General features: G+C 68.1%; 28 protein-coding genes. 17 read left to right on the top strand and 11 right to left on the bottom strand.

Annotation, left to right across the window (positions count from 1 at the left end; all coding sequences use genetic code 11):
- Positions 1-29 precede the first annotated feature (29 nt).
- Genes BLW48_RS19150 through BLW48_RS19135 form a run of 4 tightly spaced genes read left to right on the top strand, consistent with a single transcriptional unit; the run spans position 30 to position 3045 of the window.
- Positions 30-986: an SAM-dependent methyltransferase gene (locus tag BLW48_RS19150; RefSeq protein ID WP_093176960.1), complete on the top strand. Its 957-nt coding sequence runs from the start codon at positions 30-32 to the stop codon at positions 984-986.
- 43 nt (positions 987-1029) lie between these two features.
- Positions 1030-2064 (top strand): SRPBCC family protein, encoded by a 1035-nt coding sequence (locus BLW48_RS19145; RefSeq protein WP_093176958.1) that lies wholly within the window; start codon positions 1030-1032, stop codon positions 2062-2064.
- Positions 2061-2690 carry a DUF4166 domain-containing protein gene (locus BLW48_RS19140; protein WP_093176957.1) on the top strand — a complete coding sequence of 210 codons (630 nt, stop codon included), beginning with the start codon at positions 2061-2063 and terminating at the stop codon, positions 2688-2690. The genes BLW48_RS19145 and BLW48_RS19140 overlap by 4 nt, the downstream gene beginning before the upstream one ends.
- Positions 2691-2697: 7 nt before the next feature.
- Entirely contained in the window at positions 2698-3045 is a 348-nt protein-coding gene (locus tag BLW48_RS19135; protein ID WP_093176955.1) for a DOPA 4,5-dioxygenase family protein, read from the top strand.
- Here BLW48_RS19135 and BLW48_RS19130 read toward each other — a convergent pair.
- Positions 3042-4358 carry an aromatic ring-hydroxylating oxygenase subunit alpha gene (locus BLW48_RS19130; RefSeq protein WP_093176954.1) on the bottom strand — a complete coding sequence of 439 codons (1317 nt, stop codon included), beginning with the start codon at positions 4356-4358 and terminating at the stop codon, positions 3042-3044. The genes BLW48_RS19135 and BLW48_RS19130 overlap by 4 nt on opposite strands.
- An 18-nt stretch (positions 4359-4376) precedes the next feature.
- Positions 4377-5363 (bottom strand): tripartite tricarboxylate transporter substrate binding protein, encoded by a 987-nt coding sequence (locus BLW48_RS19125; RefSeq protein ID WP_093176952.1) that lies wholly within the window; start codon positions 5361-5363, stop codon positions 4377-4379.
- A 110-nt stretch (positions 5364-5473) separates the two neighbouring features.
- On the opposite strand from BLW48_RS19125, the gene BLW48_RS19120 reads away from it, so the two are divergent.
- A complete protein-coding gene (locus tag BLW48_RS19120; protein ID WP_093176951.1) occupies positions 5474-6301 on the top strand; it encodes a helix-turn-helix domain-containing protein in 828 nt (275 codons plus the stop codon).
- Between the two features lie 10 nt (positions 6302-6311).
- Here BLW48_RS19120 and BLW48_RS19115 read toward each other — a convergent pair whose 3' ends face one another.
- A complete protein-coding gene (locus tag BLW48_RS19115) occupies positions 6312-6968 on the bottom strand; it encodes a glutathione S-transferase (protein WP_093051545.1) in 657 nt (218 codons plus the stop codon).
- Between the two features lie 81 nt (positions 6969-7049).
- Between BLW48_RS19115 and BLW48_RS19110 the strand changes: the two genes are divergently transcribed.
- Complete coding sequence (locus BLW48_RS19110) at positions 7050-8270, top strand: polyhydroxyalkanoate depolymerase (RefSeq protein ID WP_093051548.1); 1221 nt, start codon at positions 7050-7052, stop codon at positions 8268-8270.
- Here BLW48_RS19110 and BLW48_RS19105 read toward each other — a convergent pair.
- Positions 8267-9229, bottom strand: coding sequence for a LysR family transcriptional regulator (locus BLW48_RS19105; protein ID WP_093176949.1), 963 nt, complete (start codon positions 9227-9229; stop codon positions 8267-8269). The two genes, BLW48_RS19110 and BLW48_RS19105, sit on opposite strands and share 4 nt — an antisense overlap.
- An 88-nt stretch (positions 9230-9317) precedes the next feature.
- On the opposite strand from BLW48_RS19105, the gene BLW48_RS19100 reads away from it, so the two are divergent.
- Genes BLW48_RS19100 through BLW48_RS19090 form a run of 3 tightly spaced genes read left to right on the top strand, consistent with a single transcriptional unit; the run spans position 9318 to position 12500 of the window.
- Entirely contained in the window at positions 9318-10418 is a 1101-nt protein-coding gene (locus BLW48_RS19100) for an adenosine deaminase family protein (RefSeq protein WP_177142361.1), read from the top strand.
- A gap of 8 nt (positions 10419-10426) precedes the next feature.
- Complete coding sequence (locus tag BLW48_RS19095) at positions 10427-11404, top strand: Bug family tripartite tricarboxylate transporter substrate binding protein (protein ID WP_256330829.1); 978 nt, start codon at positions 10427-10429, stop codon at positions 11402-11404.
- Positions 11405-11423: 19 nt separating this feature from the next.
- Positions 11424-12500, top strand: a complete 1077-nt coding sequence (locus BLW48_RS19090) for a nucleoside hydrolase (RefSeq protein ID WP_177142364.1) — start codon at positions 11424-11426, stop codon at positions 12498-12500.
- 15 nt (positions 12501-12515) lie between these two features.
- On the opposite strand, the gene BLW48_RS19085 is transcribed toward BLW48_RS19090, so the two are convergent.
- A complete protein-coding gene (locus tag BLW48_RS19085) occupies positions 12516-12968 on the bottom strand; it encodes a CBS domain-containing protein (RefSeq protein ID WP_093051560.1) in 453 nt (150 codons plus the stop codon).
- A gap of 164 nt (positions 12969-13132) precedes the next feature.
- Between BLW48_RS19085 and BLW48_RS19080 the strand changes: the two genes are divergently transcribed.
- Positions 13133-14443, top strand: coding sequence for an O-acetylhomoserine aminocarboxypropyltransferase (locus BLW48_RS19080; protein WP_093051563.1), 1311 nt, complete (start codon positions 13133-13135; stop codon positions 14441-14443).
- A 1-nt stretch (position 14444) separates the two neighbouring features.
- A complete protein-coding gene (locus BLW48_RS19075; protein WP_093176945.1) occupies positions 14445-15251 on the top strand; it encodes an alpha/beta fold hydrolase in 807 nt (268 codons plus the stop codon).
- A gap of 12 nt (positions 15252-15263) precedes the next feature.
- Here BLW48_RS19075 and BLW48_RS19070 read toward each other — a convergent pair whose 3' ends face one another.
- Positions 15264-16253: a Bug family tripartite tricarboxylate transporter substrate binding protein gene (locus tag BLW48_RS19070; protein WP_093176943.1), complete on the bottom strand. Its 990-nt coding sequence runs from the start codon at positions 16251-16253 to the stop codon at positions 15264-15266.
- 8 nt (positions 16254-16261) lie between these two features.
- On the bottom strand, positions 16262-17689 hold the full coding sequence (locus BLW48_RS19065; protein WP_093176942.1) for a M20 family metallopeptidase: 1428 nt from the start codon (positions 17687-17689) through the stop codon (positions 16262-16264).
- Between the two features lie 116 nt (positions 17690-17805).
- Here BLW48_RS19065 and BLW48_RS19060 point away from each other — a divergent pair, with 116 nt between their 5' ends.
- Entirely contained in the window at positions 17806-18747 is a 942-nt protein-coding gene (locus tag BLW48_RS19060; protein ID WP_093176940.1) for a LysR family transcriptional regulator, read from the top strand.
- Positions 18748-18756: 9 nt separating this feature from the next.
- Here the strand turns inward: BLW48_RS19060 and BLW48_RS19055 are convergent, their stop codons facing one another.
- The gene (locus BLW48_RS19055; protein ID WP_093176939.1) at positions 18757-19419 is read right to left on the bottom strand and encodes an NAD-dependent epimerase/dehydratase family protein; all 663 of its coding nucleotides are present in this window, start codon (positions 19417-19419) and stop codon (positions 18757-18759) included.
- Positions 19420-19433: 14 nt separating this feature from the next.
- A complete protein-coding gene (locus tag BLW48_RS19050) occupies positions 19434-19820 on the bottom strand; it encodes a thioredoxin family protein (protein ID WP_093176937.1) in 387 nt (128 codons plus the stop codon).
- 123 nt (positions 19821-19943) lie between these two features.
- On the opposite strand from BLW48_RS19050, the gene BLW48_RS19045 reads away from it, so the two are divergent.
- Positions 19944-20282 (top strand): Mpo1-like protein, encoded by a 339-nt coding sequence (locus tag BLW48_RS19045; protein ID WP_093176935.1) that lies wholly within the window; start codon positions 19944-19946, stop codon positions 20280-20282.
- Here BLW48_RS19045 and BLW48_RS19040 read toward each other — a convergent pair.
- Positions 20279-21490 (bottom strand): YihY family inner membrane protein, encoded by a 1212-nt coding sequence (locus BLW48_RS19040; protein WP_093176934.1) that lies wholly within the window; start codon positions 21488-21490, stop codon positions 20279-20281. The two genes, BLW48_RS19045 and BLW48_RS19040, sit on opposite strands and share 4 nt — an antisense overlap.
- On the opposite strand from BLW48_RS19040, the gene BLW48_RS19035 reads away from it, so the two are divergent.
- Positions 21489-21962, top strand: a complete 474-nt coding sequence (locus BLW48_RS19035; protein ID WP_256216820.1) for a DUF2069 domain-containing protein — start codon at positions 21489-21491, stop codon at positions 21960-21962. The genes BLW48_RS19040 and BLW48_RS19035 overlap by 2 nt on opposite strands.
- Positions 21959-23392 carry an FAD-binding oxidoreductase gene (locus BLW48_RS19030; protein ID WP_093176932.1) on the top strand — a complete coding sequence of 478 codons (1434 nt, stop codon included), beginning with the start codon at positions 21959-21961 and terminating at the stop codon, positions 23390-23392. The genes BLW48_RS19035 and BLW48_RS19030 overlap by 4 nt, the downstream gene beginning before the upstream one ends.
- Before the next feature lie 15 nt (positions 23393-23407).
- Here BLW48_RS19030 and BLW48_RS19025 read toward each other — a convergent pair whose 3' ends face one another.
- The gene (locus BLW48_RS19025; RefSeq protein ID WP_093176931.1) at positions 23408-24160 is read right to left on the bottom strand and encodes a siderophore-interacting protein; all 753 of its coding nucleotides are present in this window, start codon (positions 24158-24160) and stop codon (positions 23408-23410) included.
- A 311-nt stretch (positions 24161-24471) separates the two neighbouring features.
- On the opposite strand from BLW48_RS19025, the gene BLW48_RS19020 reads away from it, so the two are divergent.
- Complete coding sequence (locus tag BLW48_RS19020) at positions 24472-25089, top strand: RNA polymerase sigma factor (RefSeq protein WP_093176929.1); 618 nt, start codon at positions 24472-24474, stop codon at positions 25087-25089.
- Positions 25086-26153: a FecR family protein gene (locus tag BLW48_RS19015; protein ID WP_256330828.1), complete on the top strand. Its 1068-nt coding sequence runs from the start codon at positions 25086-25088 to the stop codon at positions 26151-26153. Before BLW48_RS19020 ends, BLW48_RS19015 begins: the two co-directional genes overlap by 4 nt.
- Positions 26154-26166 lie beyond the last annotated feature (13 nt).

Raw genomic sequence — 26166 nt, 5'->3', positions numbered from 1 at the left:
ACGAACAAGCAACCACCGAGGGAATCGCCATGCCCACCGTCTTCCAGCCCGACTTCCGCGTGCCGCACGAAACGCCCCTGCGCACCCCGGCAAGCCACGCCAGCGCGCCCATCACGACCGAGGACACGCAGGACTACTTCACCGAAGTAGCGACCGACTACAGCGCCTGGAGCCCCAGCTACAACATGCACTTCGGCTTCTGGCGCGCGGGCCTGAACCCGCTGCGGCGCGAAGGCATGCTGGTGGAGATGAACCGCGCGGTCGGCCGTGCGCTGCAGCTCGGCGACGCACAGCCCGGCACCGCGCACCGCCGCTGCGTGATCGACATGGGTTGCGGCGCCGGTGCCACCGCGCGCACGCTGGTCGGCGACGATCCGTCGCTCTACGCCATCACCGTGACCAACGTCGCCGTGCAGAACCGCATCGCCGCGAAGCTCGACGCCGCTGCTGGCGTGGCCGACCGCATGGCGCACCTCGAAGCCGACTACACGCGCACCGGCCTGCCCGCCGCGCAAGCCGATGGCGCGTGGGCCGTCGAGAGCGCCTGCTATGCCGACGGCACCGCCAAGGCCGACTTCATCCGCGAAGCCGCCCGGCTGCTGAAGCCCGGTGCGCGGCTGGCTGTCGTTGACGGCTTTCTGCTGCGGCCCCGGCCCGGCCGCCTGGCAAGCTGGCTGCACCGCCTGTGGGCCGACAGCTGGGCCGTGCCCACGCTGGCCGTGCGCGAAGACTTCGTCGCCGCGCTGCGCGAGCACGGCTTTGACGACATCGAGGTGAAGTCGCTGCGCTGGCGCGTGGCGCCCAGCGCGCTGCACATCCCGGTGCTGGCCACCCGCTTCACGCTGGCCGAGCTCTGGAAGGCGCGCGGCAAGCTCAGCCCGTGGCGGCGCAAGCACATCGTGGCCAGCTACTGCGCGCTCGCGCTGGGCATGTTCTGGCGCGACTTCGACTACTGCATGGTCACGGCGAAGCGCCGCGCCGACTGACAGAACGAACAACACAAGCACAACGAGGAGAAGAGGTTTCCACATGAGCAACGACAACGAAGAAAGCAGGCTCTCCGAGCTCGCCCCCGCCGAGCAGGCCGAGCCCCGGCGCCGCATGCCCTTCGCATGGTTCTGGCCGATCCTGGCGGGCGCGCTCGTCGCGCTGGTGCTGCGTGTCGTCTTCAGCGGCGGGCCTGGCCAGCGCTTCTCCCCGATGCTCGGGTCGTTCGTGTACTTCGTGCCCGCCGTGTGCGGCGCGGTCACGGTGTACCTGGCCGAGCGCATCGAGCGGCGCAGCTGGGGCTACTACCTCTGGGCGCCCTGGGTGGCGACAGCGCTGTTCGTCACCGGCACGCTGGCGGTGTTCATCGAAGGCATCATCTGCGCCATCGTCATCATTCCGCTGTTCGCGGTGATGGGCAGCGTCGGCGGCCTGGCAATGGGCATCGTGTGCCGCATCACCAACTGGCCCAAGCCCGCGCTGTACAGCTTCGCCCTGATGCCGCTGCTGCTCGGCGGCATCGAGCCGCAACTGCCCAACCCGGACCAGTTCTCGAACACCTCGCGCACGCTCTTCATCGCCGCGCCGGCCGAGCGCGTGTGGCACGAGCTCAATGCCGCGCGCGACATCCGCCCCGCCGAAGTCGGCGACGCATGGGCCTACCGCATCGGCGTGCCGATGCCGGTGTCTGGGGTGACCGTCGACACGCCCGAGGGCCGCGTGCGCCAAGTGCAATGGCAGAAGAACGTGCACTTCGAAGAAATCGTCACCGAGTGGCAGCCCAACCGCCTGCTGAAGTGGCGCTTTCGCTTCTCGCCCGACTCCTTCCCCGCCGGGGCGCTCGACGACCACGTGATGATCGGCGGCCAGTATTTCGACCTGCGCGACGCCACCTACACGCTGACCCCGCGTGAGGGCGGCACCGAGCTGCGCGTAGAAGTGTCGTGGCGCCTGAGCACGCGCTTCAACTGGTATGCGGACCGGGTCATGCAACTGCTGCTCAATGACGCCTCGGAGAACATCCTGCGCTTCTACAAGGCGCGCAGCGAAGCCACGGCAACGGCGGCAGCAGGATGACGATGCAACCCGTCTTCCAGCAGGCACTCGGCCCCGCGTGGGACCGGCTCGGCGACGTCATCCGCCGCCACTACACGATGACGCCGTTCTCCGGCGACTACGTGTGCGTGCGCGGAACGATGAACGAGGTCTGGCACGCCCCCTGGGCCGCGCTGCTGATGCCCTTCGGCCGGCTGTTCGGCGCGCTCGTTCCGCACCAGGGCACGAATGTGCCGATCGAGGTGCATTACCGCTGCCGCCCCGACGACGCCAATCTCTACTGGGACCGTATCTTCCACTTTCCGGGAAAGCCGCCCTTCCATTTCCGCTCGCACATGGAACGCGATGCGAAGCAAGGCAGCGAGGTGATCGAATACGTGCGCTTCGGCATCGGCATGCGCCTGGCGGTGAGCGCAGAAGACGGCGCGGTGGTGTTCCGCGACATGGGCTACATCTGGCGCATCGCGGGGCTGCGCATTCCGCTGCCGCTGGGCCTCTTTCTCGGCACCGCCTATGTCGAGGAGCGGCCCGACCCCGCCGATGCCGACCACTTCACCATGAAGATGCTGCTGCGCCACCGCTGGTTCGGCGACGTGTTCCGCTACAGCGGGCGTTTTCACCTGGGCCCGCGGTTAGGGCCACAATGAGCGCACCATGCCACGCCGCCCCGAAAACCTCTACGCCCAGTACCACGCCCACGTCTATTTCGCGCCCGACACGGTGGTGCAGGCCCGCGCCCTCTGCGAGCGCGCGGGCCACGAGCTGATGGTGGTGGTCGGCCGCGTGCACGAGCGGCTGGTGGGGCCGCATCCGCACTGGAGCTGCCAGCTCGCCTTCGACGCCGCCGAGTTCGACCAGGTCATCGGCTGGCTCGACGCCAACCGCAACGGCCTCGACGTGTTCGTGCACGGCGTGACGGGCGACGACTTTGCCGACCACACAGCCCATGCCATGTGGCTCGGCGAAGAAAGCGCGCTCGACCTGCGGATGTTCCGCCACTAGGCCTTTTCTTCGACCCCGGCGCCGTGCACCTTGAAGAAGGTCGCGCCCTCGACCTTCTGGCCAATGGCCTTCTCATAGGCCGCGCGCACCTCCTCAGGCTGCCCGGCCTGGCCGAAGAAATCCTTCAGATACGGCCCCAGCAGCGGATGCGCGGCCAATTCGGCACGCGGCAAGCCGTTCAGCATCTCGTCGCGGCACGCTGACGGCAGGAACACATCGCGGTTCTTCTCGGGATCGCGGATCAGCCCCTTGGGCTCGTGCGCCGGGTCGGCCTGCATTGCCTCGAGTTCCTCGAAGAAGCGGCGGCGCATCATCACGATGCCCTTGTCGCTCTGGCCCAGCTTCTCGCGCGTGCGGTCGGTGATGGCGCCCTGCCCGACCCACACCACGAAGTCCTGGTTGGCCACATGACTGGTAATCCACCGCCCGGTGACCGGGTCCTTGATGGGCCCGTACCACGAAGGAATGCGCTCCTGCACATAGGGCTCCTGCTCGCTCGGCACGCGGCTCAGCACCCACAGCACGCTGAGCGTGTGGTGGTCGTCGATGGGCACGCGCCATTCGAAGTGATGGCCGAGAAAGAAGCCGTTCGGCCACAGCGTGACGCGCCCGGTGGTCCACATCACGTTGTCTTCGCGCTCGCCGCCGCGCAGGCGCTTGTAGACGAAGCCGTGCTCGAATTCCTCGAAGGCCAGCTTCAGATGCGTGGGCACGTACGGCCCTTCTTCGCCCTGCAGGCGCGTGGTCCAGTTGTTGTGGGTCCACTCGAAGTGCACCGGGTCGATGGAGTTTTCCTGGCACTGGAACCAGTTGCACGGAATCTCCGCGAACACCGCCTGCGCAAAACCGTTCCTGCAGTTGAACAGCTCCCAGTCGGGCAAGAGCGGCGCGGGCTGCGGGCCCATGTAGGCCCATAGCAGGCCGGCCTTCTCCTGCACCGGGTAGGCCTTGATCTTCGTGTTCTTGCGCATGCGCGCGCCGGGGTCCAGCGTTTCCTCGAAGGGCTGGTGCACGCATTGGCCGCTCTGGTCGTACTGCCAGCCGTGGTAGCTGCAGCGCAGGCCGCACTGCTCGACGTAGCCGTACGACATGTCGGCGTTGCGGTGCGGACAGCGGCGGTCGACCAGGCCGTAGTTGCCGCTCAGATCCTTGTAGAGCACCAGGTCCTCGCCGAGGATGCGCAGCGGCTTCACGGCCTTGTCGCCGAACTCGCTCGCACCGGCAATCGGGTGCCAGTAGCGGCGCAGGTAGTCGCCCATCGGCTTGCCGGGGCCCACTTCGGTCAGCAGGCGGTTCTTTTCTTCGCTCAGCATGCATCGTCTCCTTCTTCTTCAATCGGCGCGGATGCCGAACTCGCGCACCAGCTTGCCGAAGCGCTGGTCGTCGTCTGCAATCTGCTGCGCCAGCACGGAGGGCGCGCCGCCCACGGGCTCGATGCCGAGCGCGGCCATCTTTGCCTGCACGTCGGGCATCTTCAGGATCTCGTTGAAGTGCTTGTTGAGCACCTGCACGACTTCGGCCGGCATCGCCTTCGGGCCGAGCAACCCCATCCAGGCACTCACGTCCACGTCCTTGAAGCCCAGCTCGATGAAGGTGGGCACGTTGGGCATCAGCTTCGTTCGCTGGCGTTCCGCGACCGCGAGCGGAATCAGCTTGCCCGCGGCGATGTGGCCCGCCACGGCGCCGGGCGTGATCCAGCCCACGCTGACATGGCCGCCCAATACATCGTTGACCACCGGCGCCACACCGCGGTACGGCGCGTGCGTGGCCGCGATGCCCGCGTCCTTGTTGAGCAGTTCGCCCGCAATGTGCATCGGCGAACCGGCACCGGGCGTTCCGTAGGTCGTGGTCTTGCCGGCCTTCGCGCCGGCAACGAGTTGCGCCACGCTCTGGATGCCGGTCGACGGCGCGGTCACCAGCAGCAGCGGGATGTTTCCGGTCTTCACGATGGGCGTGAAGTCTTTCACCACGTCGTGCGCCACGCCGGGGCCGGTCTTCAGCACGTGCTGCGCAATGGGAAAGGTGCTGGGCGTGAAAAGCAGCGTGTAGCCGTCGGCCGGCGCCTTGGCGACCCAGACGTTGCCGATCATCCCGCTCGCGCCGGGCCGGTTGTCGACCAGCACCGGCTGGCCGATGCGCTGCGACAGCTTCTCGGCATAGGTGCGCGCGATGGCGTCGGTGTCGCCGCCGGCCGGGTAGGCCACGACGATGGTGATCGGCTTGGAGGGCCAGGCCTGCGCCATGGCCGCGGTGGCGGCGCATAGCGAAAGAACGGCTGCTGCAGCGGCACGGACCGCGTTTCGCGGGTGAAACATCATGCTCTTTTCCTTCTCGGTGGGACGACGTTGGTGTCGTCCGCACTGTAGGAACGGGGCCTCGAAGCCAGAAGATATAGTTTCACTCAGTGAACTTTTTTCCGGAGACCGGCATGTCGGACACCACGGGCGCGCAGAGCGTGAAAGCCATCGACGCGCTGCGCCGCGGGCTCGACGTGATGCTGGCCATCCAGCGCTCGTCGGCCGTCACGCTGCAGGAGCTGCACCGCCAGACCGGCCTGTCGAAGGCCACGCTGCTGCGCATCCTCAAGACACTGCAGCAGGCGGGCTGGGCCGAGCGCAGCGAGCACGACAGGCGCTACGTGCCCACGTCGGCCACCGGGCAGTCGGGGCCTGCAATGACATGGCGCACGCGCCTGTCGGCGCTGGCGGCGCCCGCGCGCGCCACGCTGCAGCGGGTGGTGCCGTGGCCCATCGACCTGGGCGTGCGAGACGGCACGGCCATGCTCATCCTCGACACCGACCGGCCGCGCAACGGCCTGGCCGTCAACTACCGTGCGCTGGGCTTTCGTCCGCCGATGCTGCTGTCTTCACTGGGGCGCTGCTATCTCTCGTTCTGCCCGGAAGACGAGCGACGAGAAATCCTCGCGGCGCTGGCGCGTTCGCCCAACGACTTCGACCGCAGCGCGCGGCGGCCCGAGAACATCCGGCGCATGGTGGCGCACGCGCGCGACCTCGGCTACGTGGCGCGCGACCCGACCTCGACCAGCATGGATTCGCCCGACCGCTTCGGCGCGATCTCGGTGCCACTGCGCCAAGGCGAGCTGGTGGTGGGCTGCCTCAGCTGCGCCTGGCTGCCGGCGGTGAAGAGCGAGCGCGAGATCGTCTCGGCCCACCTGGCCGACCTGCAGCAGGCCGCGCAGAACATCGAGCGCAAGCTGGCGCAGGCCGGCTTCGAGCCGCCCCCGGCGAGTTCATGAAGCGCGCGGCTCAGAACTCCGCGTCGAGCTCGTCGATCTCCTCGGGCTCCTGCTTCGCGGCCGTCACCCATTCCTTCATGGCCGGCAGTTCCATCACGCGCTTGCAGTAAGCCGCGCACACGCTGTCTAGCGCCACGTCGTAGCTCAGGAAGCGCGTGACCACCGGCGCGTACATCGCGTCGGCCATGCCCGGCTGCTTGCCGAACAGGAAGGGGCCGCCGTACGCCTTGAGGCATTCGCGCCAGATGGCGACGATGCGGTCGATGTCGGCCTGCGCGCGAGACCACACCTTGAAGTTCTTGAAATGGGCCTTGATGTTCATCGGCAGCGCGCCGCGCATCGAGCCGAAGCCCGAGTGCATCTCGCCGCAGATGGCGCGGCAATGGGCGCGGGCCGCCACGTCGTCCGGCAGCAGGCCGGCCTTGGGCTTGATCTCGTTGAGGTATTCGCCGATGGCCAGCGTGTCCCACACCTTCACGCTGCCGTGCTGCAGCGAGGGCACGAGCATCGACGAAGACAGCAGCAGCATCTCGGCCTTCATGGCCGGATCGTCGGGCGGAATGACCTTCTCGCTGAAGTCCAGCCCGGCCAGCCTGCACATCAGCCAGCCGCGCAGCGCCCACGCGCCGTAGTTCTTGCTGCTGATGGTGAGAACGGGTTTGGCCATCGTGAAGCTCCTTGGGCGTTGTGCTGTTGCGTGCAAGCGCCATGCCATGCGGTTGGCCCGCAACTTGCCTGCGAGGTATTCATGCTGTACCGGGCCTACCAGAACCAAGCCGACCTGCTCTCTCCGGCGCGGCTCGCGGCGCAGTACATGAGCAAGGCCCTGTGGAAGGACGGCACGGAGCGCACCATATTGCGGCGCATGGCCGCCCAGTTCGAGGTGTTCTCGCGCATGCGGCTGACCCACACGCGGCCCGACTACGGCATACACAGCGTCATGGTCGACGGCGCGGAAGTGGCCGTGCACGAGGAGACGACCCTCGTTTCGCCCTTCGGCACCTTGCTGCATTTCCGCAAGGACACCGATGCGGTGCACCCGCCGGTGCTGCTGGCCGCACCACTGTCGGGCCATTTCGCCACGCTGCTGCGCGAAACCGTGCGCACCCTGCTGCGCGACCACGACGTGTACCTGACCGACTGGCACAACGCGCGCGACGTGCCGCTGTGGCACGGCGGCTTCGGCCTGGACGACTACACGCGGCAGCTCATCAGCTTCCTGGAGGCCGTGGGGCCGGGCGTGCACATGGTCGCGGTCTGCCAGCCCTGCGTGGCCGCGCTGGCCGCCACCGCGCTGATGGCCGAAGACGACAACCCCGCCACGCCGCGCAGCCTCACGCTGATGGCCGGCCCGGTCGATTGCCGCATCAACCCGACCGGCGTGAACACGCTGGCTACCAGCAAGCCCATCGAGTGGTTCAGGCGCAACCTCATCAGCCACGTGCCGTGGCCGCACGCCGGCATGATGCGGCGCGTGTACCCGGGCTTCCTGCAGCTCTCGGCCTTCATGAGCATGAACCCCGAGCGGCACAAGAAGCAGTTCGAGGACATGTACAGCCATCTGGTCGAGGGCGACATCGAGAAGGCCCGCACCATCGGCACCTTCTACGACGAGTACCTGGCCGTGAACGACCTGCCGGCCGAGTTCTACCTGGAGACCGTCGAACGAGTCTTCCAGACGTATGACCTGCCACGAGGCGTGCTCACCGTGGGCGACCGCACCGTGAACCCCGCCGCCATCCGCCGCACCGCGCTGCTGACGGTGGAAGGCGAGCGCGACGACATCTGCGCCGTGGGCCAGACGGTGGCGGCGCAAGACCTCTGCACGGGCATCCGGCCGTACCTCAAGACGCACCACCTGCAAGCCGGCGTGGGGCACTACGGAGTGTTCAGCGGCAGCAAGTGGAATGCGCAGATCTATCCGCGCGTGCGCGAGACGATCCACGCCGCGGCTGAATTGAACGGCTAGGACTGGCGCCGCGCGCGCACGCCCTTGCCGCTCACGCGCCGCACTGTCGCCTCGCCGGCCTGCGGCAGGCGCTCGCGCAGGAACGCGATCAGCTCTTGCGCCACCACGTTGCGCATCGGCCCCGGCAGGTAGGCCAGCACCACGCGGCGCTCGACGCGCGGCTTCAGCAGCGGCACCACCACCAGTTCGGGGTCGCGCAGCGACGAGGTGTACAGGCGCGGCATCAGGCCCAGCGCCTGCCCGCTGCGCACCAGCGCATAGAGCGTCTCGGAATAGCTCACACGGTACGGTTCCGGGCCCTGCGCGAACTGCGCGCGCGCCGGGTTGCCCAGCGCAGGCATGCTGCCGCGTTCGAACAGCACCAGCCGCTCCTTGCCGATGGCCTCCCACTGGGCATCGCCGGCCGCCGCCAGTGCATGGTCGCGTCGTACCACCAGCACCAGCGGGTCACGGAACAGGTCGATGCAGGTCAACCCGCCCGGCGGCTCGGTGATGGCGGCCACCGCCATGTCGATCTGCCCGCTGCGCAGTTCGGCCAGCAGCGTGTTCGAGGGGGCGTCGCGCCAGGCCAGCTCCACCTCGCGCTGCCCACTCTGCAAAAACTCGCTGGCAGCAGCCGCCACGCGCGCACTGGCCGAGGGAATCACGCCGATGCGCACGAAGGCGCGGCCGCGCTGCACCGTGCTTTCGATGTCGCGCAGCGCCACCTCGAAGGTATTGACCAGGAAGTCGGTGCGCGCCAGCACCTCGGCGCCCACGGGCGTGAGCTCCAGCCGGTGGGTGGAGCGCGTGAGCAGTTCGGCGCCGAGCAGCTTCTCCATCTGCTTGATGGCGTTGCTCAAGGCCGGCTGCGTGATGGCCAGCCGGCGCGCGGCGCGGCCGAACTGGCCTTCTTCCACCAGCACCGAGAAGAACTGCAGCTGGCGCAACGTGAGTGCACGCAGAGGCAAGGCGGCCATGGGCGAATCCCCGGTTATTGATTCAGTGAATCAAATTATAGAAATTCAAAATTTTCTTTATGAGAGCGCCGTTACTAGACTGGTCAGCATGACCAGCCCCACGCCTGCCACCACCGCGCCTCTCGCGCTGGAATCGATGCTCCGTGCCATGCCCAAGGCCGAGTTGCATTGCCACCTGTTCGGCACGGTGCGCCACGAAACCTTCAAGCAGCTCAACCTGCGCGCCGGCTCGCCGCTGGCGGCCGACGAGATCGAGGGCTTCTACACGCGCGGCGAAAAGCCGGTCGGCGTGCTGCGGGTGCTGCGCGCGCTCGACGCCCAGCTGGTGCGCAGCGCCGGCGACCTTTATCAGCTCACGCTCGAATACCTGCAGGACGCGGCCTCGCACAACGTGCGCTACGCCGAGTTCTTCTGGAACCCGACCGGTACGGTGCACGAGTCGGGCATTGCCTACCCGCTCGCGCAAGGCGCCATCGTCCGCGCGATCCAGGACGCGCAACAAGAATTCGGCATCGTCGGCCGCCTCATCGCCGCCATCGACCGCGAAGCCAGGCCCGAGGCAGCCGTGGAGATGGTCGAGTGGGTCAAGGCGCATCGCTGCGAGGAGGTGATCGGCATCGGCATCGACTACCGCGAGGTCGACCGTCCGCCCGAACTGTTCACGCAGGCCTATGCCGATGCGAAGAAGGCGGGCCTCAAGACCACCGCGCACGCGGGCGAGTTCGGCATGCCCTGGACCAACGTGCGCACTGCGCTCGACGTGCTGCAGGTCGACCGCATCGACCACGGCTACACGGTGGTCGACCAGCCAGACTTCGCGCGCGAATGTGCTGATCGCGGCGTGATCTTCACGGTAGTGCCGACCAACTCGTACTACCTGCGCACGCTGCCGCCCGAGCGATGGGCCATCGATCATCCGATCCGCCGCATGCCCGGCCTGGGCCTGCGCATCCACCCCAACACCGACGACCCGACGCTGCACAAGGTCACGCCCACGCAGGCCTGGCTGATGATGGTGCGCGACTTCGGCTTCGGCCTGGACGACCTGCGCGGCTTCATGCACAACGGCCTGGACGGTGCGTGGATCGACGACACGCAGCGCCGCGCATGGCGCACGCAGTGGAGCGATGAATTCGACACGCTGCGCGCCCGCCTCGATACCGAACCCGCCCCCACCACCCTCGAATGACCCACGCCATGAACACACCCCGCCGCCTGCTTCTCGCCGCCGCACTCTGCGCCGCGCTTCCCACCGCGGCCCTCGCGCAGGCATGGCCCGCTGCCAAGCCCATCACGCTGATCGTTCCCTACACAGCCGGCGGCAGCGTGGACGTCAACGCGCGCCTCGTCGCACAGCGCCTTGGCGAGCGGCTCAAGCAGTCGGTCGTCATCGAGAACGTGAGTGGCGCGGGCGGCGCCATCGGCGTTGCCAAGGCTGTGAATGCCACGCCCGACGGCTACACGCTGGTGGTGGGGCCCGACAGCGCCATCGCCATCGGCAAGCTGGTCAACCCCACGGCCTTCCGCTTCGATCCGCTGAAAGACCTGGCGCCGGTCGGCCTGCTCAACACCGCGCCGATGGTGCTGGTGGCGCGCCCCGGCCTCGAGGCCCAGACCTTCTCCGACTTCGTGAAGCTCGCGAAGGCCAAGCCCGGCAAATACAACTACGCGACCTCGGGCGTGGGCACGGTGCTGCAACTGGCCATGGAACTGCTGAAGGAACGCAGCGGCATCTTCGTCACGCACGTGCCCTACCGCGGCGGCGCGCAGATTGCCACCGACGTGATCGGCGACCAGGTCGACCTGGCGATGCTGGTGAGCACCAGCGCCATTCCGCACGTGAACGGAAAGCGGCTGAAGGCGCTCGGCATCACCAGCAGCAAGCGGCTGGCCGCGCTGCCCAACGTGCCTACCTTCGACGAGATGCCCGGCCTCAAGGGCTTCGACATGGTGAGCTGGACCGGCATCTTCGCGCCTGCGAAAACGCCGCCGGCCGTGGTCGCGCAGATCAACCACGAGCTCAACGCGGTGCTGCAGGAAGAAGGCGTGCGCAGCAAGCTGATGGAGCAAGGCGCGCTGCCGGGCAGCGGCACGCCGGAGAGCTTCGCGAAGTTCGTGCAGACGGAGTACGCGCGCAACCAGAAGATCGTGCAGACGGCCAACATCAAGGAGTGAGCGCGTGAAGACGACGCCCATGCTGTCCCGCCGCGCCCTGCTGGGCGTGTCCGCCGCCGGCCTTGCAGGCATGGCCTTCGCGCAGAGCCCCAGCCCCGCCGAACTGGCACAGGCGCTTGCCGGCACGCCCGCCACGCGGTTGCCGCCCGTGGCAGGCAAGCGCCAGGTCATCATCGACACCGACCCCGGCCAGGACGACGCCGTCGCGCTGCTGATGGCCATGGCCGCGACCGACCGGCTCGACATCAAGGCGCTGACGGTGAGCGTGGGCAACCTGCCGCTGACGGTGACAGAGAAGAACGCGCGCATCGTGCGCGACTGGGCAGGCCGGCCCGAGATTCCGGTCTACGCCGGCTACCCGCGCCCGCTGGTGCGCGAACCCATCTTCGCCGACGATGTACACGGCAAGACCGGCATGGAAGGCCCGACGCTGCACGAGCCGCGCGGCCCGCTGATGCCCATGCACGCGGTGCAGTACCTCATCGACACACTGCGCGCCGCAGCGCCCAAAAGCATCACGCTCGTGGGCCTGGGGCCGCTGACCAACTTCGCGGCGGCGCTCAACTCGGCACCCGACATCAAGCCCGCCATTGCCGAGATCGTGGTGATGGACGGCTCCTGGGGCGTGGGCGGCAACATCACGCCCGCCGCCACCTTCAACGTGTACGCAGACCCCGAGGCGGCATCGATCGTGTTCCGCAGCGGCGTGCCTGTCACGGCCATGTCGCACGACGCGGCGCGCCGCGTGCTGCTGACGCCCGAGCGCATCGGGCCCTTCCGCACCATGGGCAACAACGCCGGCAAGGTGGTGGCGGATATCTTCGATTCGATGATGGCGTACGGCCAGCGCCGCCGGGGCGTGGCGGTCGGGCCGATCTACGACCCGTGCGTGATCGCGTATCTGCTCAAGCCCGAACTCTTCAAGGGCGCGAAGGTGAGCGTCGATGTGGAAACCAAAGGCGAGTTCACGACCGGCGCGACGGTGGTCGACTTTCGCGGCTACAACCGCCGCACGCCCAATACGCTGTGGATCAGCGAGGCCGATACCGAAGGCTTCTACGCGCTGCTGCGCGCGCAGATCGCGCGGCTGCCCTGAACGGGCTGGCCGGGATCAGCCGGCCTTTTCGTCTTCCGCCGGCCAGTCGCGGATGTAGGCCTTGAGCATCTTGTTCTCGAAGTTCTGGCTGTCCACCACGGCCTTGGCCACGTCGTAGAAGCTGATCACGCCCATCAGCATGCGCTTGTCCATCACGGGCATGTAGCGCGCGTGGCGCTCCAGCATGATGCGGCGGATTTCGTCGAGGTCGGTTTCCAGCGTGCAGGTGACGGGGGCGTCGTCCATGGCCTTGCGGACCAGCGTGGTGCCGACCTGGCCGCCGTTGCCGACGATGGCCACGATGACTTCCCGGAAGGTGAGCATACCGACCAGGTCGCCGTGCTCCATGACCACCAGCGAACCGATGTCCTTTTCCGCCATGGTGTTGGCGGCTTCTGCCAGCAGGTCGTCTGGCGTGATGGTGAAGAGCGTATTGCCCTTGACGCGAAGGATGTCGCTGACTTTCATCGTGTGCTCCTCTCGGACTCAATCTCGGCTATCTAGGCGGGCGTGCCGTTTTTGAATATAGCCCACAATCGACGCCGACCTGAGCGCCCATGTCGCGGACGCATGAATTGCATACGTAACGGGGCATTGCCAGGAGACAACTGCTCAGACCCAGAAAGGCCCTCATGCCCGGTTATTCCGACCCCGGTTTCGACACCCTCGCGCTGCACGCCGGCGCCGCGCCCGACCCCGCCACCGGCGCACGGGCGGTGCCGATCCACCTGACCACCTCTTTCGTCTTCGAGTCGAGCGACCACGCGGCCGCCCTGTTCAACCTGGAGCGCGCGGGCCACGTGTACTCGCGTATCAGCAACCCGACCAATGCGGTGCTGGAGCAGCGCGTGTCTGCGCTCGAAGGCGGCATCGGCGCCATCGCCACCGCCAGCGGGCAGGCGGCGCTGCACCTGTCGGTGGCCACGCTGATGGGCGCTGGCTCGCACATCGTGGCCAGCACAGCCCTGTACGGCGGCTCGCAGAACCTGCTGCACTACACGATGCGGCGCTTCGGCATCGACACCACCTTCGTGAAGCCCGGCGACCTCGACGGCTGGCGCGCCGCGGTACGCCCCGAGACCAAGCTGTTCTTCGGCGAGACCGTGGGCAACCCCGGGCTCGACGTGCTCGACATTCCGGCCGTGAGCGACATCGCCCACGAGGCCGGCGTACCGCTGCTGGTCGACTCGACCCTCACCTCGCCCTACCTGATCAAGCCCTTCGACTGGGGCGCCGACCTGGTCTATCACTCGGCCACCAAGTTCCTGTCGGGCCACGGCACCGTCATCGGTGGCGTGGTGGTCGACGGCGGCAGCTTCGACTGGGAAAAGTCCGGCAAATTCGCCGAGCTGACCCAGGCCTACGACGGCTTCCACAACATGGTGTTCAGCGAGGAAAGCACCGTCGGTGCCTTCCTGCTGCGCGCCCGCCGCGAGGGCCTGCGCGACTTCGGCGCCTCGATGAGCCCGCACACGGCCTGGCTGATCCTGCAGGGCATCGAGACGCTGCCGCTGCGCATGGAGCGGCACATCGACAACACGCAGAAGGTGGTCGAGTTCCTGTCCACCCACCCGTTCGTGTCGCGCGTGGGACATCCGCTGATCGAATCGCACCCGAGCCACGTGCTCGCGCAGAAGCTGCTGCGCCATGGCGCGCGCGGCGCGGGCGCGGTGTTCAGCTTCGACATCAAGGGCAGCCGCGCGCAGGGCAAGGCTTTCATCGAAGCGCTGAAGCTCTTCAGCCACCTGGCCAACGTGGGCGACTGCCGCAGTCTGGTGATCCACCCTGCGAGCACCACGCACTTCCGCATGACCGACGAGGCGCTGGCGGGTGCGGGCATCTCGCAAGGCACGATTCGCCTGTCGATCGGGCTCGAAGACCCGGCCGACCTGATCGACGACCTGAAGCGTGCCCTGAAGGCCGCGGAAAAGGCGGGCGCCTGACATGAACTACACCGTCAACGGCCACACCACCTACTGCTACACCGGCGGCAAGCCCTTCGATGCGGCCAAACCCACCGTGGTGTTCATCCACGGCGTGCTCAACGACCACAGCGTGTGGATCCTGCAAAGCCGCTGGTTTGCCAACCACGGCTGGAACGTGCTCGCGGTCGACCTGCCCGGCCATTGCAAGAGCGAAGGCCCGCCACCCGCCAGCGTGGAAGACGCGGCGCAGTTCGTCATTGCGCTGCTCGACGCAGCCGGCGTGCAGAAGGCCGCATTGGTCGGCCACAGCTTCGGTTCGCTGATCGCACTCGAAACGGCTTCGCGCGCACCCGACCGCATCACGCACCTCGCGATGGTCGGCACGGCCTACCCGATGGTGGTTTCGCCCGCGCTGCTCGAAAGCTCGGTGAGCGACCCGCAGCGCGCCATCGCCATGGTCAACACCTTCTCGCACTCGCTGCTGGCGCCGCCGCCCTCCTCGCTCGGGCCGGGCACCTGGCTCTACGGCAGCTCGCGCGCGCTGATGCGCCGCGTGCTCGCGAGTAACCGCGATGCAAACGTGTTCCACATCGGCTTCAAGGCCTGCAACGACTACGCCAACGGCGAGGCCGCGATGGAGAAAGTGCAGTGCCCGGTGCTGTTCCTGCTCGGCGACGCCGACCAGATGACGCCGCCGCGCGCCACCAAGGCGCTGGTGGGCAAGGCGCGCAACGCCCAGGTGGTGACGGTGCATGCCGGCCACTCGCTGATGAGCGAGGCGCCCGATGCGGTGCTGTTCGCGCTGCGCGACTTCGCGGCTGCCTGAGCAGGCACGCCCTTATTCCGCCGCGATCCCCGCGCGGTGCGCCAGGGCCCGGTAGCGCGAGATCTCGCCTTCCATCTGCGTACGGAACGCCGCTGCGCCGATTGCCACCGGCTCCATGCCCTGCGCGCGCAGCTGCGCCTGCAGCGCAGGGTTGCCCATGGTCGCGGTGACCGCGCGGGCGAGCTTGTCTATCACCGGCGCCGGGGTGCGGGCTGGCGCGGCAAAGCCATACCAGGCATCGAAGGTGGCGTCAGGCAGCCCCTGCTCGGCCAGCGTGCGCACTTCGGGCAGCATGCTGGAGCGGGTCGCGCCCACGATGCCGAGCGCGCGTAGCTTGCCCGAGCGCACGTGCGGCGCCACGGCGGCCACGGTGTCGATGCCGATCTCGATCTCGCCGCCGATCACCGCCATCGAACTCTGGCTGCTGCCCTTGTACGGAATGTCCTGAAGCTGGATGCCGGCGGCCAGCGCGAGCAGTTCGCCGGCCAGGTGCGGGCCCGAACCCGAGCCGAAGGTGGCGTAGCGGATGCTCTTCGGCTTGGCCTTGGCCGCGGCGATGAGCTCGGGCATCGAGTGCCAGGGCGTGCCCTTGCCCACCACCAGCACCAGCGGCGTGCGCGCCACGATGGCGATGGGCGCCAGGTCGCGCACCGGGTCGTACGGCAGCTTGGCGCGCAGGGCCGGGTTCACGCTGTAGCTGGTAGAGCCCGAGAGCAGCAGCGTGTAGCCGTCAGGCGCGGCCTTGGCGACCGCATCGGTGCCGATGATGGTGGAGGCGCCGGGCTTGTTGTCGACCACGATGGGCTGGCCGAGGTGCTCCGACAGCGTCTGCCCCATTGCCCGCGCCACGATGTCGGTGCCGCCGCCCGGCGGAAAGGGCACGACCAGCCTGACCGGCCGATCGGGCCATGCGCTCTGCGCGAAGGCGGGTGCCTGGGCGCCCAGAACGGCGGAAGCGGAAAGCAGCAGGCCGAAGGCGCGACGGGAAATGACGAGGTTCATGGTGCGTGTCAGGAAAGGGAAGAAACGGATGGCGGCAGTTGCCCGGCGGCCCACGGCGCGAGCCCCGGCTCGCCCAGGTCCCAGTAGAGGCCGGCCATGATCTGCAGGCCCTCGCGCGCCAGCGGCGCGAGCAGGTGCTCGTTGGGCGCGTGCTGCGCACAGGCCGGGTATGAGTGCGGCACCCACAGCGTGGGCAGCCCCAGAAGGTCGGCGAACACGTCGTTGGGCAGCGAGCCTGCGAGGTTGGGCAGCAGGTCGACGCGCTGCCCGCTGCTTTGCGCGATGGAGTGGCGCGCCCAGCCCACCCACGGGTTCTCGACATCGAGCCGCGTCGCCGCGCCGGTCAGCGTGATCTGCACCTCGACCTGGCCGAAGCCGTGCGTATCCAGGTGCGCGCGCACGATCTTCTCCAGGTCTTGCCACGGCGTGCCGACCACGAAGCGCAGCTGGCAATGCGCCACGGCTTCAGACGGAATCGCGTTGACGGGACGCTGCGCCGAACCCGCGCCGAGCGCCAGCACCTCGATGGTGTTCCACGCCACCAGCCGCTCGGCCGGGCTCAGGCCGGGCTCGCCCCAGCCTTCGTCGACCGCGGGGTCGTCCGCGCCGCCGCCGATGGCGATGTCGGCCAGCGCATCGCGCACGGCCTGCGTGACCGGCGGCGGGCGCAACGCTTCGACGAGGATGCGGCCGCGCGCATCCACCAGCGAGGCCACCGCATGGCTGATCACCGTGCCCGGATTGACCAGCACACCGCCCCAGTTGCCCGAGTGGTAGCCGCGCGGCCGGGCGCGCAGCCGCAGGCTGAAGTTGACCGCGCCGCGCGAACCGAGGAACAGCGTGGGCCGCGCGGCGCTCACGCGCGGGCCGTCGCTGGCGACGAAAACGTCGGCGCGCAGCTTGTCGCGTTCCTGCGCGCACACCGCGTGCAGGCCGGGCGAGGCGGCCTCCTCGCCCATCTCGACAAGCCACGTCATGTTGTAGCCCAGGCGCCCGCCGCGCGCCTCGAGCACGGCAGCAAGCCCGCCGAGGTTGATGCTGTGCTGGCCCTTGTTGTCGGCGGTGCCGCGCCCGTACCAGCGCTCGCCGCGCACGGTCAGCGCCCACGGGACAAGGCCCTCTTCCCAGTGCGCGTCCTGCCCGCTGACCACGTCGCCGTGGCCGTAGGTCATTACCGTGGGCAGGGCCGGGTCTTCGATGCGGCGCGCGATGAGGAACGGCCCACCGCTGGGCACCGGGTTGGCGATCACCTCGCAGGCGAAGCCAAGCGCCATGAGCGGCGGGGTCATTTCCTCGCGCAGGTAGGCCTCCAGCGCGGGCGTTGCGGCGCCGGTGTCGCTCTCGGTGCGAAAGGCGATGCGGCGCTGGAGGTCGGCGAAGAAGCCGCCCCCGTCGAAGTAGGCGGCGGCAGCGGCCAGGCTGTCTGTGCGTTGCATGAAGGGCTTCCTTGTCTGTCTTTCCATCGGGTGCAGCAAGTACAAGGCCTGAAGGCCGATGCTTCCAGCATCGTTTTGGCAAGCTACCATTGCCTTGAAGGCAACACCCTGGCGTCATGACTCTCCCGCTTCTCAGCATCCCGATGCGCCACTTCCTCGAAGTGGCGCGCAGCGGCTCGGTCAACCAGGCGGCGGCGCGGCTGTTCGTGGCGTCTTCGGCGGTGAGCCGGCAGATCGCCAAGCTCGAAGACAGCCTGGGCACGCCGCTGTTCGAACGGCATGCGCGCGGCATGGCGCTCACGGCCGCCGGCGAACGGCTGGCCGCACACCTGCGCAATGCACAGCTCGACATCGAGCAGGTGGTCGAACAGGTGCGCGATCTTGGCGGGCAACGCGCGCGGCGCATTCGCATGGCCTGCACCGAGGGCTTCGCGGGGCATTTCATGCCGCTGGTGATGCGCAGCTTCGAGACGGCGAATCCGGGCTGCCAGCTCGAACTGCACGTGGGCTCGCCCGACGGCGTGAGCGCGCTGCTGGCGCGCGGCGAGACCGACATCGCGCTCAAGTACGTGGTTGCGCCCGAGCCGGGCTTGAAGATCGAGCACACGGCCACCGCGCCGGTGTACGCGGTGCTGCGCCCCGACCATCCGCTGGCGCGCCAGCGCGTGGTGTCGGTGGCCGATGCGGTGCGCTATCCGCTGGCCGTGGGCGACCGAGGCGTGACCGCGCGCCAGCTGTTCGACCAGGCCTGCAGCCTGCAGGGGCTGCAGTACCACGCGCTGTTCGTGAGCAATTTCTCTTCAGTGCTGCTGCCCTTGCTGCGCACGCCCGACGTGATGCTGTCGGGCCTGCTCACGGTGATGCACCTGATCGACGCGGGCACGGTGGTGGCGCGGCCCTTTGCGGAGGCGCCGCTGCAGCAGCGCCAGTTGCAGGTGCTGGCGCTCGAAGGCCGCACGCTGCCGCCGCTGGCGCAGGACTTCGTGCGGCACCTGGTGAGCGCGATCGCCAGCGCGGGCCGGCGCAAGCTGGGGCGCGCGCGGGCCGCTGCGGCCTGAAGAAGCTCTTCAGCCCAGCGCGTTGATGTCCGCCGGATCGAGCAGCACCTTCGGCGCGCCGTTGCGCGCCACGGCCAGCATGGCGCGGCCGATCTTCTCGGTGGTCGTCACCTTGTTCGGCCACAGGCTGTGGGCCAGCCCGAGCACGGGCCTGAGCACGACGATCGCAGCGTCATAGAGCGGCGTCTTCGAGCGAATGCCATGCAGCGGCTGGATCATGCCGGGCCGGAACATGTAGGCCGCCTTGAACGGCAGGCGCAACAGGGCGTTTTCCGTCGCGCCCTTCACGCGCGCCCACATGCTGCTGCCGCGCTCGCTGCTGTCGGTGCCTGCACCCGTCACGTAGGTGAAAGTCATGGCCGGGTTGAGCCGCGCGAGCACTGTGGCGGCGGCCAGCGTCAGGTCGTAGGTGATGCGCTTGTACTCGGGCTCCTTCATGCCGACCGACGACACGCCAAGGCAGAAGAAGCAGGCGTCGAAGCCCTGCAGTTGCGGCTCGATGGCGCTGTAGTCGTACATGTCCTTGTGGACCAGGTCGCGCAGCTTGGGATGCTGCTGCCCCGTGGCATTGCGGCCGACCGCGACGACGCTCTCGACGTCGGACGCCAGAAGGCACTCGCGCAGCACACCCTGCCCCACCATGCCGGTGGCGCCGAAGATCAGGATTTTCATGACGGAGCTTCCGGTCAGACCGTGAAGACGGCCGGTTTCTTGTTGAGCACGGCGAGCAGCAGGTCGACGTCAAGGCTCGAAGGCTTCGGCGGCTGCAGCGCGGAGAGCATGCGCGACAGCGTCTCGGCATGCGGCAGCAGCGGGCCCAGAAAGCGCGTGCCGTCGACGCCCGCAACCAGCAAAGTCGGGAAGGTCTCTACGTCGAAGGCGTCGGCGATGTCTGCGTGGTCCTCGATATCGACCCAGGCGAAGCGGAACTGCGGGTGCGCGCGCGCCACCTCTTCGAGCAGCGGCCGGTAGTCGCGGCAGGTGCCGCACCATTCGGCGCAAAGGCACACGACCCAAGGCGCATCGTTGCTGGCCGGCTCGACGGATTCGGGGGTGCTTGGAAGGGCGCTCAAGGCTGATGCGTCGGTGGTGTGATCGGAAGGCCGGGGTGGTGCGGCCGGAAGGTCGTGGCTATTATGGACAAAGCCCTCATCCGCCGGGACCACCGGGTTTCAGGGGCACAGGAGACTCGCACGATGAACACCACGACTGCCCCAGGATCTGCCGTCGATCCGCGTCAATTCAAGAGCTTTGCGCAGTTCTATCCCTTCTACCTGACCGAGCATGCCAACCTCACCTGCAGGCGGCTGCACTTCGCGGGCTCGACCATTTCGCTGCTGTGCCTGGTGGCGCTGGTGGTCACGCTCAACCCGCTGTGGCTGCTGGCCGGGCTGGTGGCGGGCTACGGCTTTGCCTGGGTCGGGCACTTCGGGTTCGAGAAGAACAAGCCGGCCTCGTTCAAGCGGCCGCTTTACTCCTTCATGGGCGACTGGGCGATGTACCGCGACATCTGGCTCGGTCGGGTGAAGATCTAGATCAGGAGCACGTCGCCCAGGCGCAGCGAGCGCAGCGGACCCTTCTGCCAGAGGTCTTCAAGCGGCTCGGCCTGCGGCATCAGCAGTTCTTTCAGCAGCGGCTCGATGGGCGTCGAAGGGTCCGCGAGCAGCACGAAGCGCGGGTCTTCGTTGGCGGGCTCTTCCGCGAGCGGCGCGATCCAGTCGAGCGCCACCAGCGTTTCGAGCACCGGCGCCAGTTGCAGCGCATCGACCCGCATGCGCGTGACCAGTTCGGTCGCGCCCATGCCCTTGGCCGGCGTGGCCTGCGCGCGGGCCAGATGCTGCAGCGCTTCCATTGCCAGCTGCAAGGGCCAGCCCGCGGTGCCGCCGCGCCGTGCCACGCCCGTGAGCAGGCTCGGCAAGTAGGCCGCGATGACCGCGCCGAGCAGCACGATCACCCAGGCCACATAGATCCACACGAGCAGGATCGGCACCGTGGCAAAGGCGCCGTACAGCACCGAATAGGTCGGCACCAGGCTCAGGTAGTAGGCCAGCACGCGCTTGGCGATTTCGATGGCGGCCGCCACGAAGATGCCGCCGGCCCATGCATGCGACCAGCGCACGTTGGTGTTGGGCACGTAGTGGTAGAGCGACGCCATGCCGACCGCGAGCAGCGCGAACTCGAAGGTGTCGAAGAACAGCTTGACCATGCCGCGCCCCACCACGTCGCTGGTGGCCGAGACCACGTACGAAGTGGTCGACAGGCTCACCGCAAGGATGATCGGCCCCAGCGTGATGGCCGCCCAATAGATGAGCACCCGCTGCGCGAACGGCCGCGGCGAGCGTACGCGCCAGATGTTGTTGAGCGTCTTGTCGATGGTGAGGATCAGCGCGATGGCGGTGATCAGCAGCACGATCAGGCCCGCGATGCCCAGCCCGCTGGCCTTGCTCGCGAACTGGTTCAAGTAGCCCAGCACCTGCCGTGCGATGTTGTCGGGAATCAGGCTCTCGATGAGCCAGCGCTGCAGGCGGCCCTGCATCTTCGCGAACATCGGGAACACGGTGAACAGCGCCAGCGCCACGGTGAAGAACGGCACCATTGCGATGGTGGTGGTGAAGGTCAGGCTGCTGGCCGTGAGGCCGAGCCGGTCTTCGCGAAAACGCTCGCCCAGCACCGCTGCGGTGTTGCGCCACGGAAAGCGCGAAAGATCCCTCCAGAGTTGCCTGCGATTCATGGCGGCTATCATGCCATCCGCTCTTTTTGTCGCCGCTGGCCGCCTGCCGGGCGCTCTCTTCCCTTCGCTGCCCAACGTGTCCGACACTCCGCTCCCGCCCTCCTCCGTTCGCGCGACCCGCTGGGCCGCCGTGGGCAGCCTCGTCGGCCTCATCGTGCTGGGCCTGGCCTGGGAGCTATGGCTGGCGCCGCTGCGCCCGGGTGGCTCGCTGCTGGCGCTGAAGGTGCTGCCGCTCGTCATTCCGCTCGCGGGTCTGTGGAAGAACCGCATGTACACCTACCGCTGGGTCAGCCTGATGATCTGGCTCTATTTCACCGAGGGCGTGGTGCGCGCCTGGAGCGACACCAACGGCGTGGGCCAGGTGCTCGCGCTCGTCGAGGTGCTGCTGTGCCTCGTGCTCTTCGCGGCCTGCGCATGGCATGTGCGGCTGCGCCTGCGCCACGCCAAGAACGCTGCCCGCCAACTGGAGGCTTCTGCCCAATGACCACTGCTGCTTCTTCTTCCCTGATCGATCAACTGCGCGCCATCGTCGGCGCGGCGAACGTACTGAACGAGGGCGACCTCACTGCCTACGAGCAGGACTGGCGCAAGCGCGCGCGCGGCAAATCGCTGGCCGTGGTGCGGCCCGGCACCACGCAGCAGGTGGCCGACGTGGTGAAGGCCTGTGCGGCCGCCGGCACCGCCATCATTCCGCAGGGCGGCAACACTGGCCTGGCGGTCGGCTCCATTCCGGACGAGAGCGGCACGCAGGTGGTGCTGAGCCTGCAGCGCCTGAACGCGATCCGCACCATCGACGGCGCCAACCTCACGATGACCGTCGAGGCCGGCTGCATTCTTCAAACGCTGCAGGAGACCGCCGAGAAGGCCGGCTTCCTCTTCCCGCTGAGCCTCGCGGCCGAAGGCAGCTGCACCATCGGCGGCAACCTCGCGACCAACGCGGGCGGCACGCAGGTGGTTCGCTACGGCAACACGCGCGAGCTGTGCCTGGGCCTCGAAGTGGTCACGCCGCAGGGCGAGATCTGGGAAGGCACCAGCGGCCTGCGCAAGGACAACACCGGCTACGACCTGCGCGACCTCGTCATCGGCAGCGAAGGCACGCTCGGCATCATCACCGCCGCGACCATGAAGCTCTACCCGCTGCCGGCCGCGCAGCTCACGGCCTGGGCCGCGGTGCCCTCGCTCGACCATGCGGTCACGCTGCTGGGCCTTGCGCACAAGCACCTGGGCTCGGGCCTCACGGGCTTCGAGGTGATGGGCAAGTTTGCGCTGAGCCTGGTCGACAAGCACATGCCGCAGCTGCGCGTGCCCTTCATCAAGGATGAGGCCGTGCCGTACTGCGTGCTGCTGGAAAACTCCGACAGCGAATCCGAAGACCATGCGCGCGCACGCTTCGAGGCGCTGCTCGAAACCGCCTTCGAAGACGGCTGCGTCACCGACGCGGTGGTAGCCGAGAACCTCACGCAGGCGCACCAGCTGTGGCACATCCGCGAAAGCATTCCGCTCGCGCAGGCCGAGGAAGGCCTGAACATCAAGCACGACATCTCGATTCCCGTGTCGCGCATCCCGGCCTTCGTGCAAGAAACCGATGCGCTGCTGGCGCGCGAGATCGCCGGTGTGCGGCTGGTGAACTTCGGCCACCTGGGCGACGGCAACCTGCACTACAACGTGCAGGCGCCGGAGAACATCGACACCAAGGCGTTCCTGAAGAACGAAGAAGAGCGCATCAACACGCTGGTGTACGACGCGGTCGAGAAGTTCGGCGGCTCGTTCTCGGCCGAGCATGGCGTGGGCTCGCTCAAGGTCGACAAGCTGGAAAAGCACAAGTCGCCTGTGGCGCTGGAGATGATGCGGGCGATCAAGCGCGGGCTCGATCCGAAGAACATCCTCAACCCGGGTCGCGTGATCCGGGTCTAGCTTGGCGGCCCACGTTCAGTCGAGCCCGGTCTTCCCCGGTGCCCAGTAGGCCTTGGCCTTGATTCGCCGCGCCTCGACGCCCTGCGCCTTGAGCGCTCGACTCACCTGCTGGATCGACGCGGCCTTGCCGGTCAGCACATAGTGCGTGCTGCCGTCCATGGGCGGCACCATCGCGGCCAGCAGCTCGCCGATGTGCGAATCGTCGGCGCGGCGCTCCATCAGCGCGAGCGGCTGGACGCCCAGCGCATCCAGTACCTGACGCGATTCGGCGATGGCGTTCACCTCGAACACGGCGCGAACACCCTGCCCGGGCGCATCCCTGCCGCACAGCGACGCCGCGAGGCCGAAGGAGGTCTCGTCGCCGAAGAGAATCGTCGACGCCGGCAGCGGCTCGAGTTCCAGCGAGCGGCGCGGCCCGAACACCTGCTGTTCGTCGCCGGGCCGGGTGCGGCGCACCCATTCGCTGCCCGGCCCCTCGCCGTGCGCAAACGCCACAATGCGCGCGACGCCGCGTGCGGCATCCAGGCACAACGGGGTGTAGGTGCGCGCCTCGAATGCGCCGCCGACCTTGATCTGGAGCTTCTGGCCAGGCGACCAGCGATGGCCTTCGAAAGCCGCGCCTTCGAGGTCGATGAACCGGAAGTGCGTCGACAGGCTGGTGGCCGCAATGACACGCACCGGACGCAGGAACAGGCGGGTGAGCGTGCGTTCGATCAGCCCGGGTTGGGGGGCATCAGGCGAAGGCGCCGCGAAACGGGAAGAAGACATAAGAAGGAACTCTCTGGACAGTGAGTGGATGCGGCAACGCCGCGAGAACCTGACAAGTTAGTTTCGACAGCCGGTGGCAAAAGTGGCAAAGGCGGCTCATCCGCGACGCGCCACAGTCATGTCTTCAGCTAACAATTCAGTGATACACTCCAATAAGAATAGTTCTTATTCACCCTTCCCGGGGATTTTCAAAACCAAATGCTTCTGCGGCCAGCTCGCCTCTTCCCATGCGGAAGTCGAGGCGAATCCGTCGGTGCGTTCTGGCAAGCGGCCCCGGGGTCCATCGTCGATGCTTGCGAGAAGGCGGCCGGATGCGCGACCTCGTTCAGGAACTGGTAGCTCACTACGCGGACTTGCGCCGGCAGCTCACTCGCGACCTGAGAGACCCGCACTACGCGGCCGACATCGCGCAGTCCAGCTTCGAGCGGGTCTATGCGGCGTCGCTCAAGACGCGCGGCGGCAATCGCGGCGATGCACTGCCCGATCCGCAGGACGCCGCCTATTCCATCGAATCGCCCCGCGCCCTGCTGTTTCGCGTGGCGCGCAACCTGTGCGTCGACGATGCACGCCGGCGCAAGGTCGCGCAGGAATGGGTCAGCACGCATGCAGGCATCGGCACGCACCAGACGGCCCAGTCCAGCGAATACGTCGTGGCCCAGCAACGGGTGCTGGCGCGGGTGGTCGAAACCATGGAACAACTGCCGCCGCGCCGGCGCGAGGTGTTCCTGTTGTTCCGCGCCTACGGCCACACGCGCGCTGAAATTGCGCAGCGGCTGAACATCACCGAGATGGCCGTGGCCAAGCACCTGCTGCGCGCCACCATCGATTGCTCGCGCGTGTTTGCCGAGTTGCGCTCGGAGCTGATCGAACCGCAGGTCGTGCTGAGCCGGCCGGGCTTCGACGCGGCGCTGGCCGAAGACTTCTCGTGAACGGCGGCAGCATGGCGGCAAGCGCTCCTCCGCGCGAACGGCTGATCGAGCGCGCGCTCGCGCTGATCGTCGAAGGAGAGATCGCACCCGGCGAGGCCGCAGGCCGCGCCCGCGCGTTGCTCAACCAGTGGCGCGGCAAATCGGCGGAACATGCAGCGGCCGTGCAGGAGGCACGCGAGCGCTGGGACGCACTCGGCGGCATGGCGAACGACTTGCGCGCGCACTTCGACGAACCCGCCGAAGCCGCGCTGATGGCCAACGCGGCCGCCACTGCGGCCGCATCGACGCACCGGCAGCAGCGCCGCAAGATGCTGCTTTCGGTCGCCGCCTTGCTGGGCACCGGCCTGGTCGCGGGCCGGGGCGTGCAGTGGTACTGGCAGCAACCCCTGTTCCGCGCAGCCTACGAAACCCGCACCGCGCAGATGCTGAAGGTGACGCTGACCGACGGCCGCAGCGGCGCGCCCGGCAGCCAGCTCGACCTGGCACCGCAGAGCGCGATCGACGTGGCGCTCTATCGCCAGCACCGCGCCGTCGACATGGCGCACGGCGAAGTGCGCTTCGAGGTGGCGCGCGATGCAGACCGCCCTTTCAGGGTCCGCACGCGCGGCGCCACCATCGAAGTGGTCGGCACCGCGTTCACCGTGCGCGACCGTGGCGGCCCGATCACCGTGGGCGTGGAGCATGGCCATGTGCGCGTGCACATGCCGCCGCGCGACGGGTCCACCGGCGCAGAGACGGAAGTGATCGACCTGCGCATGGGCGAGCTGCTTGAAATCGACGACGGCCGTGCCGCCGCAGTGCGGCAAACCGACACGGCAGCCCTGTCTGCGTGGCGCAATGGCTGGCTCGTCTTCGAGAACACGCCGCTCGGCGACGCTCTGGCCGCGGTCAACAGCTATCGCGCACGGCCCATCGTCAGCACGAGTTCGCGCGTCGACGCGATGCGGCTGTCGGGCCGTTTCCGCACCAACGATTCCGAAGGCCTCGTGGCCGCCCTGCCGACGATCCTGCCTCTGGCCGCCGAACCGCAGCCGGACGGCAGCGTGACCCTGCGAACGCGCTGAGTCCTTCGCCGCG

Source organism: Variovorax sp. YR266 (assembly GCF_900107295.1).
Lineage (GTDB): Bacteria > Pseudomonadota > Gammaproteobacteria > Burkholderiales > Burkholderiaceae_C > Variovorax.
The sequence above is the reverse complement of the archived record's forward strand: the minus strand, read 5'-3'. Positions and strand labels throughout refer to the sequence as shown.